The sequence below is a fragment of the Acidipropionibacterium thoenii DSM 20276 genome (assembly GCF_000423445.1).
Classification (GTDB): Bacteria; Actinomycetota; Actinomycetes; order Propionibacteriales; family Propionibacteriaceae; genus Acidipropionibacterium; species Acidipropionibacterium thoenii.
Genome location: NZ_AUHZ01000013.1, coordinates 81,796 through 98,733, shown reverse-complemented (window position 1 = coordinate 98,733; position 16,938 = coordinate 81,796). Strand labels below are relative to the sequence as shown.

Annotated in this window: 15 protein-coding genes and 1 pseudogene; 7 read left to right on the top strand and 9 right to left on the bottom strand. The window is 68.4% G+C overall.

Annotated features, from left to right (window positions below; all coding sequences use genetic code 11):
* From G554_RS17160 to G554_RS15000, 5 genes are all read right to left on the bottom strand, one after another.
* Nucleotides 1–252: helix-turn-helix domain-containing protein (locus G554_RS17160; protein WP_154654196.1), on the bottom strand; the 252-nt coding region annotated here is incomplete at its 3' end.
* 97 nt (nt 253–349) lie between these two features.
* A complete protein-coding gene (locus tag G554_RS0106075) occupies nt 350–1,558 on the bottom strand; it encodes an isochorismate synthase (RefSeq protein WP_154654195.1) in 1,209 nt (402 codons plus the stop codon).
* A 40-nt stretch (nt 1,559–1,598) separates the two neighbouring features.
* Nucleotides 1,599–2,732 (bottom strand): AMP-binding protein, encoded by a 1,134-nt coding sequence (locus G554_RS0106070; RefSeq protein ID WP_084648352.1) that lies wholly within the window; start codon nt 2,730–2,732, stop codon nt 1,599–1,601.
* A 191-nt stretch (nt 2,733–2,923) separates the two neighbouring features.
* On the bottom strand, nt 2,924–3,892 hold the full coding sequence (locus G554_RS0106065; RefSeq protein ID WP_036924825.1) for a 1,4-dihydroxy-2-naphthoyl-CoA synthase: 969 nt from the start codon (nt 3,890–3,892) through the stop codon (nt 2,924–2,926).
* Complete coding sequence (locus tag G554_RS15000; RefSeq protein ID WP_051232556.1) at nt 3,889–4,452, bottom strand: rhomboid family intramembrane serine protease; 564 nt, start codon at nt 4,450–4,452, stop codon at nt 3,889–3,891. The genes G554_RS0106065 and G554_RS15000 overlap by 4 nt, the downstream gene beginning before the upstream one ends.
* 203 nt (nt 4,453–4,655) lie before the next feature.
* On the opposite strand from G554_RS15000, the gene acs (G554_RS0106055) reads away from it, so the two are divergent.
* Both acs (G554_RS0106055) and acs (G554_RS0106050) read left to right on the top strand, forming a co-directional pair.
* Complete coding sequence (acs, locus tag G554_RS0106055; protein ID WP_027587212.1) at nt 4,656–6,548, top strand: acetate--CoA ligase; 1,893 nt, start codon at nt 4,656–4,658, stop codon at nt 6,546–6,548.
* A 17-nt stretch (nt 6,549–6,565) separates the two neighbouring features.
* Nucleotides 6,566–8,455, top strand: a complete 1,890-nt coding sequence (gene acs, locus G554_RS0106050; RefSeq protein WP_027587211.1) for an acetate--CoA ligase — start codon at nt 6,566–6,568, stop codon at nt 8,453–8,455.
* Between the two features lie 21 nt (nt 8,456–8,476).
* Here the strand turns inward: acs (G554_RS0106050) and G554_RS14995 are convergent, their stop codons facing one another.
* Complete coding sequence (locus G554_RS14995) at nt 8,477–9,949, bottom strand: aspartate ammonia-lyase (protein WP_051232552.1); 1,473 nt, start codon at nt 9,947–9,949, stop codon at nt 8,477–8,479.
* Between the two features lie 44 nt (nt 9,950–9,993).
* Nucleotides 9,994–10,725, bottom strand: a complete 732-nt coding sequence (locus tag G554_RS0106040) for a hypothetical protein (protein ID WP_027587210.1) — start codon at nt 10,723–10,725, stop codon at nt 9,994–9,996.
* Nucleotides 10,726–10,749: 24 nt separating this feature from the next.
* Between G554_RS0106040 and dxr the strand changes: the two genes are divergently transcribed.
* The 4 genes and pseudogenes from dxr to G554_RS0106020 form a co-directional block, all read left to right on the top strand.
* Nucleotides 10,750–11,835 (top strand): 1-deoxy-D-xylulose-5-phosphate reductoisomerase, encoded by a 1,086-nt coding sequence (dxr, locus tag G554_RS0106035; RefSeq protein WP_027587209.1) that lies wholly within the window; start codon nt 10,750–10,752, stop codon nt 11,833–11,835.
* Nucleotides 11,832–12,620, top strand: a complete 789-nt coding sequence (locus G554_RS0106030) for an ABC transporter ATP-binding protein (RefSeq protein ID WP_027587208.1) — start codon at nt 11,832–11,834, stop codon at nt 12,618–12,620. Before dxr ends, G554_RS0106030 begins: the two co-directional genes overlap by 4 nt.
* A 7-nt stretch (nt 12,621–12,627) precedes the next feature.
* Entirely contained in the window at nt 12,628–13,122 is a 495-nt protein-coding gene (locus tag G554_RS0106025) for an NfeD family protein (RefSeq protein ID WP_027587207.1), read from the top strand.
* A 77-nt stretch (nt 13,123–13,199) separates the two neighbouring features.
* Nucleotides 13,200–14,273: pseudogene (locus G554_RS0106020) on the top strand (SPFH domain-containing protein); the annotation flags it as partial.
* 175 nt (nt 14,274–14,448) lie between these two features.
* On the opposite strand, the gene G554_RS0106015 reads toward G554_RS0106020, so the two are convergent.
* Entirely contained in the window at nt 14,449–15,432 is a 984-nt protein-coding gene (locus G554_RS0106015) for a bile acid:sodium symporter family protein (protein ID WP_027587205.1), read from the bottom strand.
* Between the two features lie 36 nt (nt 15,433–15,468).
* On the opposite strand from G554_RS0106015, the gene G554_RS14990 reads away from it, so the two are divergent.
* A complete protein-coding gene (locus tag G554_RS14990; protein WP_051232551.1) occupies nt 15,469–16,317 on the top strand; it encodes a TrmH family RNA methyltransferase in 849 nt (282 codons plus the stop codon).
* On the opposite strand, the gene def is transcribed toward G554_RS14990, so the two are convergent.
* On the bottom strand, nt 16,281–16,883 hold the full coding sequence (gene def, locus G554_RS0106005; RefSeq protein WP_027587204.1) for a peptide deformylase: 603 nt from the start codon (nt 16,881–16,883) through the stop codon (nt 16,281–16,283). The two genes, G554_RS14990 and def, sit on opposite strands and share 37 nt — an antisense overlap.
* Between the last annotated feature and the right edge of the window lie 55 nt (nt 16,884–16,938).

The window sequence follows — 16,938 nt, the reverse complement described above, 5'->3', positions numbered from 1 at the left end:
CCGGCGAGTGAACCGCAACGCGACGATCCGATGCTCCGTCTTACGCGAAAGCCGGTTCGGTGACGAGGTGGGCCTCGAACTACGGTCGATCAACGGCAGCCCTGCCCGGTACCTGTCGGCCCACCGCTTCACCGTCGCGGGCGAGCACTGGAACCGTTCCGCCGCCCGCCGCAACGACCAGCCCTGTTCCACGACGAGAACAGCAAGACGACGACGCCCTTCCGGTGTCAAGGGTGCGTTAGCGTGAGTCACGAAGACCTCCGTGGTCAGGAGAGTGAGTGTGGTAACCCACATCCTGCCCGGAGGCCTTCGCTACCTCACCCGTTCACAACCTCCCGGGGAAGTACATCTAACCCAGAGCCGAGCGGAAGGCCTCCATCTTGGCGCCGGTCTCCAGCCACTCCTTGGCCGGATCCGAGGAGGGCATGATCCCTGCCCCGGCGAACACCCGGACGCGCCGGGATCCCGGGGAGAACTGGCCGCAGCGCAGACCGATACCCCACTGGCCCGAGCCATCGGCCGACATCCAGCCGACCGGCCCGGAGAACCGCCCGCGGTCCAGGTCCTCGACCCGGCCGATGATCCGGTAGGCCTCATCCCGCGGGGTACCGCACACCGCCGCTGTGGGGTGCAGATCGTCGACGATCCGGGCGGCGCTGGTCCGGGGACCCACCGCGGCGGTGATGTCGGTGGCCAGGTGGGTGACATTCGGCAGTTTCAGCAGGAAGGGTCCGTCGATCTTCGGCTCGATCCCGTCGCCCGCCAGGGCCGAGGTGACCGATGCCACCGCCAGTTCGTGCTCGCGCTGCTCCTTGGGATCGCTCAGCAACTCCTCCGACCAGGCCGGCTTGCGGGTCCCTGCCAGCACCCGGCACCGGAACCGGCCGTTGCGCAGGTCGACCAGCAGCTCTGGGGTCGCGCCCACCAGCCCGTCGTGGGCATAGGTCCAGCAGCCGGGGAATCGCGCGGCCAGAGCAGCGGCCACCGCACTCTGGCGCACCGGTCGGGAGGCCGCCAGCTCGACCGCGCGGGCCAGCACGACCTTCTGGATCCGCGAGTCCAGAGTCAGGCTCCGGATGGCGGCCTGCACGGCCTGACGCCAGGCTGGCTCGGCTCCCGGCCGGGGGATCTCAGTGAGGGTGAGGGGGGCTGGCGGGGCGGTCGGTGAGGGAACAGGCATGGCGGTCCCGGGTGCAGCGATCACCTCGGTCGGTTGACCGGGGGCCCTTCTCAGGACGGTGACGGCGGGCACCACCAGGTCGCCAGGCCGGCGGCGGGAGAAGGGGAAGGACCCCAGGGCCACCGGGTCGGCACCGGCCTGTCGGGCCCACCGGCTGAACTCCTGCCAGGCTCGCTGGACCCCTTGGTGCCCGCTCGCACTGAACCGTGCCGCCTCACCCCAGCCGAGTACCGCCGGAGCCGCGTCGGCCTGGGGGGAGACCCACACCCAGGGCCGCTCGACGGACTCGGGCAGCAGCGGCGCGACGGCCGAGAGCCAGTCCGCGCCGGGTGCCTCGGCGAGAAACCGGGAGTCGGGCAGCTCCGTGCTGAGAAGCACTGATGTCTGGGTAGCGGGCACGAGTGCAGAGTCTAGGTTCTCAGTCCCGGCGCCACGCCCGGCCCTCGTCGCGGGCCGCCTCGGCCCACTGCCGCAGCCTGATCCGGTCGACCTTCCCGGACGCCAACATGGGCACCTCCTCGGCTGTCACCACCATCCGCGGTGCATGACTCCTGGGCAGTCGGGAGGCGACCGCCTCGCGCAGCTCCCGGGCCGATGTCCAGCTGGCCGAGGGGACCACGACCGCGGTCACCAGCTCCCCCCAGCGCTCGTCGCTCAGGCCGAGCACCGCCGCCCGACTCACCATCCCGGTGGCGCGGACTGCCTGGGCGACCTCCGCGGCGTTGATCTTGAGGCCCCCGGAGATGATGACATCATCGGCGCGGCCATCGATGACGAGCTCGCCGGCGTCCAGATGGCCCAGGTCGCTGGTCGTCAGCCAGCGGAGGCCGTCCCGCTCGTCGATTCCCAGGTCGGCGTCGAGGTAGCCGCTCATCACCATCGGACCGCCCAGATGCACGACACCCTCGTCGATCCGGACCTGCATGCCCGCCAGCGGCACCCCGTCGTAGACGCAGCCACCGCAGGTCTCGCTCATGCCGTAGGTCACCCGGACCCCGATCCCGGCCTGCCGGGCCCGTGAGATGAGACCGGGGCCCGCGGCGGCGCCGCCGACCAGCACCGAGGTGCACCGGGCCAGGGCCTCGCGGCACCGGTCGTTGGCGAGGGCGTCGACCAGTTGGGTGGGGACCAGGGAGAGGTGCACCCGGGAGTTCTGGTCGCGGGCCAGTGCCCGGTCGATGCCGGCTGCCAGCTGCTCGGCGTCGAAGGAACCGGTGAGCACCACCGGTGTGGTGCCGGCCAGCACCGAACGGGCCACCACCTGCAGGCCCGCGATGTGATGGGGAGGCAGTGCCAGCACCCAGGTGCCAGGACCCCCGATCCGGTCGTCGGTGGCGTTGATGGAGGCGGTGAGCTGTGCCGCCGAGAGCCCGACCAGGCGGCCATGACCGGTGGTCGAACCGGAGGTGCGCACGATGATCCGGACATCCTCCAGGTCACGGGCCGCCCGCTTCTCCAGGTCCGTGACGACCGCCGGGGGCATCTCCTGGCCGCCGACCGGTACCAGTACCGAGCGGGTGGTACCTGACAGGGCGGCCGCCAGGCGTTCCATCAGCCAGGAGACGTCGTCGTCGGTCCGCTCGACTCGGACCACCCGGGCATTCGACAGCAGATTCACGTTGCGATCCTCGCACAGACTGCGCACATCACTCCGCAGACGGGGGTTCGTGCACCGGCAGCCGCCTGAACCGCCGTCTGCGGAGTGATCTGCGCAGCATCTGGTGGCAGAAGCCACCAGGCGGCTCAGTAGTAGTAGGGATACGAGGACCAGTCGGGAGCTCGGTGCTCCAGGAAGGCATCGCGACCCTCCTGGGCCTCCTCGGTCATGTAGGCCAGCCGGGTCGCCTCACCGGCGAAGGCCTGCTGGCCGGCGATCCCGTCGTCGACCATGTTGAAGGCGTACTTGAGCATCCGGATCGCCTGCGGGGATCGGCGGGAGACGCTCAACCCCATCTCGATGGCGGTGGTCTCCAGTTCGTCGTGCGGGACCGCACGGTTGACCACCCCCCAGCGCTCGGCCTGGGCGGCGTCGTAGGTCTGCGCCAGGAAGAAGATCTCGCGGGCCCGCTTGTCGCCGATCTGGCGGGCCAGCAGGGCCGAGCCGTAGCCGGCGTCGAAGGACCCGACGTTGGCGTCGACCTGCTTGAAGCGGGCGTGCTCGAGGCTGGCCACCGCGAGGTCGGCGACCACCATCAGGGAGTGTCCGCCGCCGGTCGTCCAGCCCGGAATGGCGGCGATGATCGGCTTGGGGGTGGCTCTCATCAGCCGCTGCACCTCGAGGATGTGCAACCGTCCCAGCCGCCCCTTGGCCAGCCGCTGATGGCGGGCATCGGTGGACAGGTCCTCGTCCCCGGCGGCCTCGCCGTCCTCGTACTGGTAGCCGGCCGCGCCACGGATCCGCTGGTCGCCTCCCGAGCAGAAGGCATAGCCGCTATCGGCCGCCGGGCCGTTGCCGGTGAGGATGATGGCCGCGACATCGGCCGAGCAACGGGCGTCATCGAGGCTGCGGTACAACTCGTCGACGGTGTGCGGGCGGAAGGCATTGCGGATCGCCGGCCGGTCGAAGGCGATCCGCACCACCGGCAGATCCTCCCCGGTCTGCGGTGAGACCAACCGGTGATAGGTCATGTCGGTCAGCCCCGGACCGGGGATCTCGACCTGGCGCCACCGGTGCGGATCGAAGGTGTCGGAGACGAAGGGCAGGCTGCTCACAGCCGCGAAGGTATCACCCGTCTGCGCTCGGCACGGCGGGCCCGTTCGGCCCGGGTCAGCCACCAGGCGGCCAGCACCCCGCCGATCGCCCCACCCAGGTGGGCCTGCCAGGAGATCCCGCCGCCTCGCGGCAGCACCCCCCACAGCACACCGCCGTAGATGAACAGCACGATGACGGCCAGCACGATGTCCCCGGCGTCGCGGGTGAAGATGCCCTTGACCAGCAGGAGTGCCAGCCAGCCGAAGACGATGCCGGAAGCCCCCAGGGTCACCGAACCGGCCGGTGAGGCGAGCCAGGCCAGCAGCCCCGAGCACACCGTGATGATGAGACCGGAGACCAGCCAGCTGCGGGTGGAATCCATCAGCACCAGCCAGCCCAGCACCAGCAGCGGGATCGTGTTGCTGATCAGATGGGCGAACCCGACGTGCAGCCAGGGGGCGGTGAAGATCTGCCACAGCCCCTCGACCGTCCTGGCGTGAATGCCCAGCGCGTCGAGGGACCCACCGCTGGCGGCGTCGACCAGTTCGATCAGCCACATCGCCGCGACCACCCCCACCATCACGACGGCGGAGCGCCCCGCCGGGTTCGCGGTGGTGGGCAGTTTCGGAGAACGGCGTTGGATCTGGCTCATGTCTCCAGTGTCCGGGTCCGGACAAGCGGGACGTCGTTCACGCCGTCGGCGAACGTCTTATGCCAAACCCTGCAGCAGACCGCCACAGTTGTGGTTTCCTCGATGCTGACAGTCGAGGTCGAGGAGGACCCATGACGCCAGACCAGCAGGACGTGTACGAACCCCCTCAGAACATCATCGATGATGCCTGGATCCAGGACTGGCGGGCCGTGGAGGCCGCGGCCGCCGCCGACCCCCAGGGCTACTGGGCCGAGCGGGCATCCGAACTCCAGTGGTCCCACCCCTGGGACAAGGTCCTGGATGACTCGGAGGCGCCGTTCTACAAGTGGTTCACCGGGGCGAGGACCAATATCGTCAGCAATGCCATCGATCGGCATCTGACGACCGCCCGGCGCAACAAGTTGGCGTTGATCTGGGTGGGGGAGGACACCTCGAAGGTGCGGACCTTCTCCTACTTCTCGCTCAACCGCGAGGTCGAGCAGATGGCCAACATCCTCAAGGCGATGGGTGTCGAGAAGGGTGACGTCGTCACCATCTACCTGCCGCGCATCCCGGAGATCTTCTTCGCGATGCTGGCCGCCGCCAAGATCGGGGCGGTGCACTCGGTGATCTTCGCCGGATACTCCTCCGAGGCGCTGAGCACCCGGATCGACGACTCCGAGTCGAAGGTCGTCATCACCGCCGATGGCTCCTGGGTCAACGGGAAGGTCTTCCCCCTCAAGAAGATCGTCGACGAAGCGGTGAGGTTCTCCCCGACAGTGGAGAACGTCATCGTGGTGCGCAACACCGAGACGCCGGTGACGATGGACTCGGTGCGCGACCACTGGTACCACGAGCTCGCCAGGTTGCCGATCGCCAAGGGCCACTGCCCGACCGTCCAGGTCGATGCCGAGGACCCGCTGTTCATCCTCTACACCTCCGGATCCACCGGCAAGCCGAAGGCCATCCTGCACACCCATGGCGGCTACCAGGTCGGCACCTACACCACGCTGAGATACTCCTTCGACATCAAGGAGGAGGACCGCTGGTGGTGCACCGCCGATCCGGGCTGGATCACCGGGCACTCCTACCTGGTCTACGGGCCGCTGCTGAACGGGGCCACCGTGCTGATGGCCGAGGGCAACCCGACCTACCCCTATCCCGACATCTGGTGGCAGCTGATCGAGCACTACGGCGTCACCGGCTTCTACACCGCCCCCACCGCGATCCGCACCCTGATGCGCTTCGGGGACGCCTGGGTCACCAAGCACGATTTGTCCAGCCTGAGGCTGCTGGGTTCGGTGGGTGAGCCGATCAACCCGGAGGCCTGGCGCTGGTTCCACCATGTCGTCGGCGGCGACCGCTGCCCGATCATCGACACCTGGTGGCAGACCGAGACCGGGATGTTCCAGATCACCACGGTGCCGACCATGGACCAGAAGCCCGGCTCGGCGGGCCGCCCGGTGTTCGGCCAGCAGGCCGCCGTCGTCGACGAGGCGGGGGACGAGGTGCCGGTGGGTACCGAGGGGTTCCTGGTGCTCAGGAATCCTTGGCCGGCGATGATGCGCACCCTGTTCAAGGATCCCGAACGCTACCGGCAGACCTACTGGGCGAAGTACCCGGGGCTGTACCTGACCGGGGACTCGGCCCGCCAGGACGAGGACGGCTACTTCTGGATCATCGGGCGCACCGACGACGTCATCAAGGTCTCGGGACACCGGCTGGGCACCGCCGAGGTGGAGTCGGCGCTGGTCTCCCATCCCGCGGTGGTGGAGGCCGCTGTGATCGGGCTCCCCCACGACGTCAAGGGGAACTCCATCCACTGCTCGGTGATCCTGGCCAACGGCTTCTCCCCCTCCAAGGAGCTGGAGGAGGAGCTGCGCAACCACGTCGCCGAGACCCTCTCGCCGATCGCCAAACCCGATGGCTTCGACTTCCCCGAGAAGCTGCCCAAGACCCGGTCCGGAAAGATCATGCGCCGGGTGCTGCGGGCCCGTGCCCTGGGACAGGACGAAGGCGACCTGTCCACCCTCGAGAACAGTTGATTGATCAAGGAGGACCAATGACCGACGAGAGCACCCTGATCCAACCTCCCCAGGAGGTGCTGGACCAGGCCAATGTCCAGGACTGGAAGGCCCTGCTGGAGCGCGCCGACGCAGATCCGGTGGCCTTCTGGGAGGGAGAGGCCGCCGAACTCGAGTGGTCGGCGCCCTGGGACAAGGTCCTGGATGACTCCGGGGCGCCGTTCTACAAGTGGTTCACCGGGGCGAGGACCAATATCGTCAGCAATGCCATCGATCGGCATCTGACGACCGCCCGGCGCAACAAGTTGGCGTTGATCTGGGTGGGGGAGGACACCTCGAAGGTGCGCACCTTCTCCTACTTCTCGCTCAACCGCGAGGTCGAGCAGATGGCCAACATCCTGCTCTCGATGGGGGTCCAGAAGGGTGACGTCGTCACCATCTACCTGCCGCGCATCCCCGAGATCTACTTCGCGATGCTGGCCGCCGCCAAGATCGGCGCGGTGCACTCGGTGGTCTTCGCCGGGTACTCCTCGGAGGCCCTCAATGCCCGGATCGACGACTCCGAGTCGAAGGTCGTCATCACCGTCGACGGGTCGTGGATCAACGGCTCGGTGTTCCCGATGAAGAAGATCGTGGATGACGCCGTCCGGTTCTCCCCGACCGTGGAGAACGTCATCGTGGTGCGCAACACCGGTTCGGAGGTATCGATGGACCCGACCCGGGACCACTGGTACCACGAGCTGGCGCGGCTGCCGATCGCCCAGGGGCACTGCGAGACGGTCCAGGTCGATGCCGAGGACCCGCTGTTCATCCTCTACACCTCCGGATCCACCGGCAAGCCGAAGGCCGCCGTCCACGTCCATGGCGGATACCAGGTGCATCTGTCCTCGACGATGAAGAACTGTCTGGACATCCACGAGGCCGACCGGTGGTGGTGCACCGCCGACCCGGGCTGGATCACCGGCACCTCCTATGTGATCTATGCACCGCTGATCCGTGGCGCCACCGCCTTCATGGCGGAGGGCAGCCCGGTCTACCCCTACCCCGACGTGTGGTGGCAGCTGGTCGAGCACTACGGCATCAACGGGATGTTCACCGCCCCCACCGCGATCCGCACCCTGATGCGCTTCGGGGACGCCTGGGTCACCAAGCACGACATCTCCACGCTCCGGATCCTGGTGAGCGCCGGGGAACCGCTCAACCCGGAGGCCTGGCGCTGGTTCCACGACGTGGTGGGGCAGGGCCGCTGCTCGGTGATCGACAACTGGTGGCAGACCGAGACCGGTGCGATGCAGGTGACCAGCCTGCCGACGATGCCCAAGAAGCCCGGCTCGGCGGGCCGGCCGATCCCCGGCCAGGCGGTCGCCGTGCTCGATGAGCAGGGCAATGAGGTGCCGGCGGGCAGCGACGGCTTCCTGGTGCTGAAGAACCCGTGGCCCTCGATGCTGCGCACCCTGTTCAAGGAGCCGCAGCGCTACGTGGAGACCTACTGGTCGAAGTACCCGGGGGTCTACCTCACCGGGGACTCGGCCAGGATCGACGAGGACGGCTACGTGTGGATCATCGGCCGCACCGACGACGTCATCAAGGTCTCGGGTCACCGGATCGGCACCGCCGAGGTGGAGGCCGCGGTGACCTCCCACCCCGCCGTCGCCGAGTGCGCGGCGATCGGGCTGCCGCACGAGGTCAAGGGCAACGCGATCCACGTCCTGGTGGTGCTCAACACCGGTTACCAGGGATCCAACGAGCTGGCCGCCGAGATCCGTCAGCACGTCTCCCAGACCCTCTCGCCGATCGCCAAGCCCGATGTCATCGAGTTCGTCGACAAGCTGCCCAAGACCCGGTCGGGGAAGATCATGCGCCGGGTGCTGAGAGCCCGTGCCCTGGGCCAGGACGAGGGAGACCTGTCGACCCTGGAGAACGACTGACGGTAGAACGACCGAGGAGGTTCAGGCCGGGTCCTCATCGGGGGTCCGTGCGGTGGTGCGGAAGGGCGCGGTGCGCGGCGTCCAGGGGTGGATGAGATGCTCTGGAGCCAGCGCGGAGGCGAGCGCATCCTTGTCGAGCAGGTGCTCCTCCAGGATGATCTCGCCGACCGTGCGCTTCTCGGCCAGCGCCTGCTGGGCCACCCGGGTGGCGGTGGCATAGCCCAGCGCCGGGGACAGCGCGGTGACGATCGAGACCGACCGCCACACCTCCTCGCGCAGTGTCTCCGCGTTGGCGGTGATCCCGGTGATGCAGCGGTCGGTGAAGACCACCATGGCGCGCTGCAGGTGACGGATCTCCTCGAACAGCAGATGGGCGATGATCGGCTCGAAGGCGTTGAGCTGCAGCTGTCCGGCCTCGGCGGCCATCGAGATGGTGACGTCGTGGCCGACGATCTCGAATGCGACCTGGTTGACCATCTCCGGGATGACCGGGTTGACCTTGCCCGGCATGATGCTGGAGCCGGCCTGGACCGCCGGCAGGTTGATCTCTCCCAGCCCGGCCCGCGGGCCCGACGACAGCAGCCGCAGATCATTGCAGATCTTGGAGATCTTGACGGCGATCCGCTTCATCACCCCCGACAGCTGCACGAACCCGCCGACATCCTGGGTGGCCTCCACCAGATTGGCCGAGTCGCTCAGTTCCAGGCCGGTGAGACGGTTGAGTTCGGTGATCATCGCCGGGGCGTAGCCGGCCGGGGTGTTGATACCCGTGCCGATCGCGGTCCCGCCGATGTTGAGCTCGGTGAGCAGTTTGCGGGCAGCCGCCAGTACCGCGTCGTCATTGCGGATCATCACCGCGTAGGTGCCGAACTCCTGACCCAGGGTCATCGGCACGGCGTCCTGCAGCTGGGTGCGCCCCAGTTTCAGGACGTCGGCGAACTGCTCGGCCTTGGCGGCGAAGGCATCGGCGGTGTGCCTCAGCGCCGCCGAGAGGTCGTCGAGCATGAACAGCAGGGCGATCTTGATGGCCGACGGGTAGACGTCGTTGGTGGACTGGCAGCAGTTGACATGATTGTGGGGGTCGACGACCTCGTAGCTGCCCTTGGGCAGGCCGAGCTCCTCGAGGGCGACATTGGCGATGACCTCATTGGCGTTCATATTCGTCGAGGTGCCGGCGCCGCCCTGGATGGTCCCGACGGTGAACTGGTCGTCGAACTCGCGGGTGCGGATCCGGGCGCAGGCGGCGTTGATCGCCTCGGCCACATCGGCAGGGATCAGCCCCTGGGCGGCATTGACGGTGGCGGCGGCCTGCTTGATGTAGGACAGCGCGTCGACGAACTGGTGGTAGTGCCCGACCTTCTTGCTGGTGATCGGGAAGTTCTCCAGGGCCCGTGCGGTGTTGATCCCCCAGTACTGCCGGTTGTCGATTCTCACCTCACCCAGCAGATCGGCCTCGATACGGGTGGAGCTGGCTGCGGGTCCGTGAGTGGTCATCAAGTTCCTCGGCTCAGGTGGGGACTTCTGTGACACCGGGAATTCTAGCGAGGCCAGGCGGCCGCCGCAGTGACCGCGTCCTGCGCGCTGGCCCTCAGCCGGCGCAGCGCGTCCTCGCGGATCTGCGAGCCGTGGGAGGTGAGCATGGGGGACGCCGCCAGCCCGGTCTCGCTGGCCTCCAACACCGTCCAGGCCAGATCCAGCAGGACCTGGTCGTGGTGCCGATGTCCCCTGCCGAGCCGCGGAGAGACCGGCTCGGGACGCCGACTGGAGATCGCGTTGAGGCCTCCCAGCGCCGCCGACACCTCGGCCATCATCTGGTGCAGCGCGGGGCCCGCCTCGGCCGGGGTGGGAGGGGGCAGCGGGGGGTTCCCGGCGACGATCCGCCACTGGATGGCCGGGCCGACCGGCTGGGGGACCCAGCACAGCCCGGCCGGGATCCCGCCGGGCACCGAGCTGTGGCAGATCACCGCGGCCCCGGCCTCCAGCACGGCCTCGTTGAGCTCGCCGGGACCGCGCAGCCCGGCGAGTCTGCCCGGAGCGGCCAGCACCGGCGACCAGAGGGCCTCGGAGGCGTGCGGCCAGTGGGCGATCCGGGTCAGCGCCATCCGCACCGGCACCGAGGCCAGCGGATCCTGCTCGGGCATCTGCAGGACGCCGTCAGGGTCGTGGACCTGGTGCATCGGACCGAGTCGGTCCTCGGCGCTCGGCGCACTGATCCGCCCGGCGGACAGGTCGTTGAGCAGGCCGCTCAGCTTCAGGCAGGTCTCTCGCACACTCTGAAGGATACGGTTGTCGCCATGCGACGAGTCATCCTGCTGGGTTCCACCGGATCCATCGGCACCCAAGCGCTGGATGTCATCCGGGCCCACCCCGACAGGTTCCGGGTGGTCGGCCTGAGTGCTGGCCACAACGCCGCCATGATGGCCGCCCAGGCGGCCGAGTTCGGCGTCGAGCACACCGGTCTGGGGGCCTCCGAGTCCTGCCAGCTGGTCCGCGACGTCGATGCCGACCTGGTGCTCAACGGCATCACCGGATCGGTGGGGCTGGGGCCGACCCTGGCGGCTCTGGAGGCCGGCCGGACCCTGGCGCTGGCCAACAAGGAGTCGCTGATCGTCGGCGGAGCACTGGTCAAACGGGCCGTCGCTCCCGGCCAGTTGGTGCCGGTCGACTCGGAGCACTCGGCGATCGCCCAGGTATTGCGAAGCGGTACCGCGGGCGAGGTCGCACGGCTGGTCGTCACCGCATCGGGCGGCCCCTTCCGAGGATGGAGCCGGGCCGAGCTGGACGGCGTCACGCCCGACCAGGCGCTGGCCCACCCCACCTGGCGGATGGGTCGGGTGGTCACCACGAACTCGGCCACCCTGGTCAACAAGGGCCTCGAGGTCATCGAGGCCCATCTGCTCTTCGACGTCGACTACGACCACATCGAGGTGGTGGTGCACCCCCAGTCGGTGGTCCACTCGATGGTCGAGTTCATCGACGGCTCCACCATCGCCCAGGCCAGCCCGCCCGACATGCGGCTGCCCATCTCGCTGGGTCTGGGCTGGCCCGACCGGGTGCCGGGGGTGGGCATCCCCTTCGACTGGTCGCAGGCCTCCAGCTGGACCTTCGAACCGCTCGACGAGACGGTCTTCCCGGCGGTGGCGCTGGCCCGTCAGGTCGGCACCGCCGGGTCGACCTATCCGGCAGTCTTCAATGCGGCCAATGAGCAGGCGGTGGAGGCCTTTCACGCCGGCAGGCTGGGATTCCTGGGGATCGTGGAGACCATCAGGCGGGTGGTCGACGCCCACCAGCCGCCCGGTGAGCTCACCCTGGAGAGCCTGGCGGAGGCTGAGCAGTGGGCCCGCCGTGCCGCCGACCAGTTGATAGGTTCGGGGTCATGAGCGCAGTGGTGGAGTTGGCTGGGGTCGGAGTGCGACGGGGCACCACCCAGATCCTCGAGAACGTCGACTGGCGGATCGAGGAGGGGCAGCGCTGGGTGCTGGTCGGCCCCAATGGTGCCGGCAAGACCACCCTGATGCAGATCCTGGCCGCCCAGCTGCACCCCACCACGGGTCTGGTGGAGATCCTCGACGAGATCATCGGAGCCGTCGACGTCTTCGAGCTGAGGCCGCGGATCGGCGTCTGCTCCTCGGCCCTGGCCCACCGCATCCCCCCTCATGAGAAGGTCCGCGACATCATCGTGTCGGCCGCCTGGGCGGTGGTGGGGCGCTGGAACGAGTCCTACGACCCGATGGACCTGGCACGGGCCGACGACCTGATCGAGCAGATGGGGCTGTCCGGGCTGACCGATCGCAGCTATGGCACCCTCAGCGAGGGAGAGCGCAAGCGGGTCGAGATCGCCCGGGCCCTGATGACCGACCCTGAACTGCTGCTGATGGACGAGCCGACCGCGGGTCTCGATCTGGCCGGACGGGAGCAGCTGATCGCCATCATGTCGCAGATCTGCGCTGACCCCGATGCGCCGGCCGTGGTGCTGGTCACCCACCGGTTGGAGGAGATCCCGCCGGGGATCAGCCATGCCTTGGTGCTGGACCACGGCCATCCGCTGGCCAGCGGGCCGATCGAGCAGGTGCTCACATCGCAGACCCTCTCGCGGGCCTTCGGACTACCCTTGGAAGTCACTACCCGTAACGGCCGATGGAGTGCCGTGGCTGCAAGGAGGTGAGTCGGCGATGGGCGAGTTCTGGAAGTGGGTCACCGAGCACAGCTGGGTCGGCTGGCTGGCGGCCTCGGCAGTGCTGGCCTGCGCCGAGATGCTGACCCTGGAGTTCACCCTGCTGATGCTGGCCTCCGGGGCGCTGGCCGGTGGCATCACCGCAGCGATCCTGCCGGGCGCCTGGTTGATCCAGGTGCTGGTGGCCGTCGCGGTGGCCGGGGTGATGCTCACGGTGCTGCGACCCACCCTGCTCAAGAAGGTGCGGGACGCTCCCGGCTATCGCTCCCTGCTCGATCAACTGGTCGGGTCCGAGGGCACCGCCACCCAGGAGGTCACCAGTGACGGCGGCGAGGTGAAGGTGCGCGGAGAGGTCTGGGAGGCCCGGACGATGACCCCCGGCGTCACCATCGAGGCCGGCGAGTCGATCGAGGTCTACCAGGTCGACTCGACCACCCTGGTGGTCTATCCGGCCAGCCAGGGCCTGGGCTGGTCGGGCGGAGCCGGCCGCTGAAGGTCGATCTGCGACCCCGGGCTGGGGGCGGATGGCAGGATGGAAGCCGTACCCGCAACACTCTCTGAGGAGAACTGATGCCCGAAATCATTGTTGCTCTCATCATTGTGGTGCTGGTGGTGGTCACCCTGGCATCTGCGATCAAGATCATTCACCAGCAGAAGATCGGACTGGTGGAGCGGCTCGGCAAGTTCCACCGGCGCCTGAACCCCGGCCCGCACCTGGTCGTGCCCATCATCGACAGGGTCCAGTACAACCTGGACATGCGCGAGCAGGTCCAGCCCTTCCCACCTCAGGGGGTCATCACCGAGGACAACCTGATGGTCAACATCGACTCGGTGATCTACTTCCAGATCGTCGATCCCGAGCGGGCCGCCTACGAGGCCCAGTCCTACCGCACCGCCATCGAGCAGCTCACCATGACCACCTTGCGCAACATCATCGGTGGGATGGACATGGAGGCGGCACTGACCTCCCGCGAGGAGATCAATCAGAAGCTGCGCTCGGTGCTCGACGAGGCCACCGGTAAGTGGGGCATCAAGGTCAATCGTGTCGAGCTGCGAGCCATCGAGCCGCCGCCCACCATCCGCGATGCGATGGAGAAGGGTGCCCGTGCCGAACGCGACAAGCGGGCCTCCATCCTGCTGGCCGAGGGCCAGCGTCAGTCCCAGATCCTGGCCGCCGGGGGCGACCGGGAGTCGGCGATCCTGAGGGCCCAGGGCGACCGGGAGGCCGCGGTGCTGAGGGCCCAGGCCGATCGGCAGGCCCAGATGCTGCGCTCCGAGGGCGAGGCGCAGGCCATCACCACGGTCTTCAACGCGATTCACGCCGGCCAGCCCGACCAGGGGCTGCTGGCCTACCAGTACATGCAGATGCTGCCCACGCTGGCCCGCGGTGACGCCAACAAGGTATGGATCGTCCCCTCGGAGCTCAACGACGCATTGCGCGGTCTGGGGCAGATGGTCGGTGACGGCGACAACCGCAAGCCGGCCTACCACTCCGCCGATCCGTCCTCCTTCGAGCAGCCGAAGAAGGTGGATGTGATGGCCGAGATCGCCCAGCAGAAGGAGGACGAGAAGGCCCAGTCCGATGCCACCGTCCAGCAGGCGATCGAGGAGGCTGCCAAGCTGGAGAATCCGGCCCTGGGAGGCTCCGCCAAGACCAGGCCGACGCCCTCGGTGGCCAGCCGGATCACCGCCGAGCAGCAGGCTCAGGGGCCGATGGGCGGCGTCTACCAGACAGGCTGGGGGAACCCGGCCAGCCCCGACCGGCCCAGCGACAACCCGCCCCCCACCGGCCCGCAGCAGCCCGGATCCGATCAGCCCTTCAACCCGCAGGATGGCCGGAGCTGAGCTGGTCGGCCTCCCACTCCCGGCGGTATCGTCCCGCGATCCATCCGCAGGCGATCAGCTGGCACATGTGGAAGATCATCAGCGGAAGGACGATGAGCCCCACCGGCTGTCCGGTGAACAGCACGGCGGCCATTGGCAGGCCGGTGGCCAGGGACTTCTTGGTGCCGCAGAACTGAATGGCGATCCGGTCCGGACGGTTGAACCTCAGCCAGCCGCCCAGCGCCCAGCTGAGCCACAGCATGAGGGCCAGCAGGAGCAGGCAGATGAGGATCGTCACTCCCAGCTGGGCAGTGCTGGTCATCGACCAGATGTGTTCGCGGACGCCCGATGAGAAGGCCGAGTAGACCACCGCGAGGATGACGCCGTTGTCGACGAACTTCAACGGCCTGCCGTGCTCGGTGACCAGTCGGGCGGTCAACGGCCGTGACAGCTGACCCAGGATGAAGGGCAGCAGGATCTGCAGCAGCACGTCGAGGATCGACGAGGCCGAGATGGTGATCCCCGAGCCCGAGGAGACCAACAGGAAGGCCAGCACCGGGGTGATGAAGGTGCCCACCAGGTTGGAGGTGGTCGCCGAGACGATCGCCCCGGGGACGTTGCCGTGGGCGATCGAGGTGAAGTTGATCGAGGACTGCACCGTGGAGGGCACCAGGGTCAGCCAGAGCAGCCCCAGGTACAGCACCGGGGAGATGGCCCAGGGAGTCAGCACCCGCAGGGCGATGCCGACCAGCGGGAAGACCACGAAGGTGCAGGCCAGGATGGTCAGGTGCAGCCGCCAGTGCTGCAGCCCCTGGAGGGTCTCACGCGGCTCCAGCCTGGCTCCGTAGAGCAGGAAGAGCAGGAAGACCAGGACCGTGACGGTCCAGTCGACCACCGGCACCGCGGCACCGCGGGCCGGAACGATGCTGGCGATGACGGCGGCGGCGACGATTCCGACCAGGAACCAGTTGATCCTCACCCCGACACCCTAGATGCGGAGCCCTAGGCTGTCGGGGTGGCTCAGTTCCTGACAATCGATGACCCCAGCGATCCCCGGCTCGCCGACTACCTGAGCCTGCGCGACGTCAACCTGCGCAAGTCCCTGGAGGCCGCCGAGGGACTGTTCATCGCCGAGGGGGCCAAGATCATCCGGCGGGCCGCCGAGGCCGGCTACCGGCCACGCTCCTACCTGCTGGCGCCGCGCTGGATCGAGGGGTTGAAAGACCTGCTGGATGCTGTCGACGTGCCGGTCTACGTCGTCAGTGAGGCGCTCGCCGAGCAGGTCACAGGTTTCCACGTGCACCGCGGCGCGCTGGCCTCGATGGAGAGGCAGACGCGCTGGACCCAGGCCGATCTGATGGCCGCCGACCGGCTGGTGGTCTGCGAGGACATCGTCGACCACACCAATGTGGGGGCCATCATCCGGTGCGCCGCCGGGCTCGGCTGGGACGGCGTGCTGCTGGCCCCCAGAGCCGCCGACCCGCTCTACCGGCGGGCCATCAAGACCTCGATGGGCACCGTCTTCGCGCTGCCCTGGGCCCGGCTGAGCGACTGGGCGCAGGGCCTGGAGTCCCTCAAGGAGCACGGCTTCACGGTGGCGGCGATGGCCCTGTCCGAGGACTCGGTGAGCATCGATGAGTTCGCCGCCGAGCTGGCCGACAGGCCCCGCAAGGTGGCCCTGCTGATGGGCACCGAGGGGGCCGGGCTGTCATCGCACTGGATATCCCAGGCCGACGTGGTGGTGCGGATCCCGATGGCCCACGGGGTGGACTCGCTCAACGTGGCGGCCGCCGCCGCAGTGGCGTGTTATGCCCTGGGCGCCGCCCCTCACAGCTTGGGGGACAGCGGCCAGTCGGCGGGGTAGAGGTGATCCAGCTCCTCGTGCTGCTCGTCGAGCTTGCGCCGGGCGCGCTTGGAGAGCCGGTCCCCGAAGACGATGCCGTTGCAGTGATCGGTCTCGTGCTGGAGGCAGCGGGCGAAATAGCCGGTGCCGGTGACCTCGAGGTCATTGCCCCAGGGGTCCTGGCCGGTGCAGGTGGCCAGGTCCGGGCGGGCCAGCGGCTGGAAACCACCTGGCCACGACAGGCAGCCCTCGTCGACCGAGACGAGATTGCGCTGCTTGCCGGTGGGCAGCGTGACCACTGGATTGCAGACTGCACCCTTGTGGACCACGCCGTCGTCGTCGGGGCACTCGTAGATGAACAGCGCCAGGTCCAGCCCCACCTGGGTGGCCGCCAGACCGACCCCGTCGGCGGCCCGGTTGGTGACATACATGTCACGGATCAGCTGGTGGAGATCCTCGTCGAAGGTGGTGACCGGCCGGGTCCTCTCGTGCAGCACCGGCTCGCTCCAGCGGGTCACCCGTCGCGTGCTCCCGCCGGTGAACAGCTCCTCCCAGCGGGGATCGTCGGTCGGGGTGTGCTCGCGCATGAAAACTCCTCAGCTGTCTCGGGCGATCTGCCGGCCCGATTGTGCCACTTCGTGG

Excerpts from the sequence above, each read along its gene's own strand:
- G554_RS14995 (WP_051232552.1), bottom strand. The coding sequence starts at position 9,949 with ATGACCACTCACGGACCCGCAGCCAGCTCCACCCGTATCGAGGCCGAT.
- G554_RS0106070 (WP_084648352.1), bottom strand. The coding sequence starts at position 2,732 with ATGGAACGCCTGGCGGCCGCCCTGTCAGGTACCACCCGCTCGGTACTG.
- G554_RS0106030 (WP_027587208.1), top strand. The coding sequence starts at position 11,832 with ATGAGCGCAGTGGTGGAGTTGGCTGGGGTCGGAGTGCGACGGGGCACC.
- G554_RS0106025 (WP_027587207.1), top strand. The coding sequence starts at position 12,628 with ATGGGCGAGTTCTGGAAGTGGGTCACCGAGCACAGCTGGGTCGGCTGG.
- def (WP_027587204.1), bottom strand. The coding sequence starts at position 16,883 with ATGCGCGAGCACACCCCGACCGACGATCCCCGCTGGGAGGAGCTGTTC.
- acs (WP_027587211.1), top strand. The coding sequence starts at position 6,566 with ATGACCGACGAGAGCACCCTGATCCAACCTCCCCAGGAGGTGCTGGAC.
- G554_RS15000 (WP_051232556.1), bottom strand. The coding sequence starts at position 4,452 with ATGGTGGGGGTGGTCGCGGCGATGTGGCTGATCGAACTGGTCGACGCC.
- dxr (WP_027587209.1), top strand. The coding sequence starts at position 10,750 with ATGCGACGAGTCATCCTGCTGGGTTCCACCGGATCCATCGGCACCCAA.
- acs (WP_027587212.1), top strand. The coding sequence starts at position 4,656 with ATGACGCCAGACCAGCAGGACGTGTACGAACCCCCTCAGAACATCATC.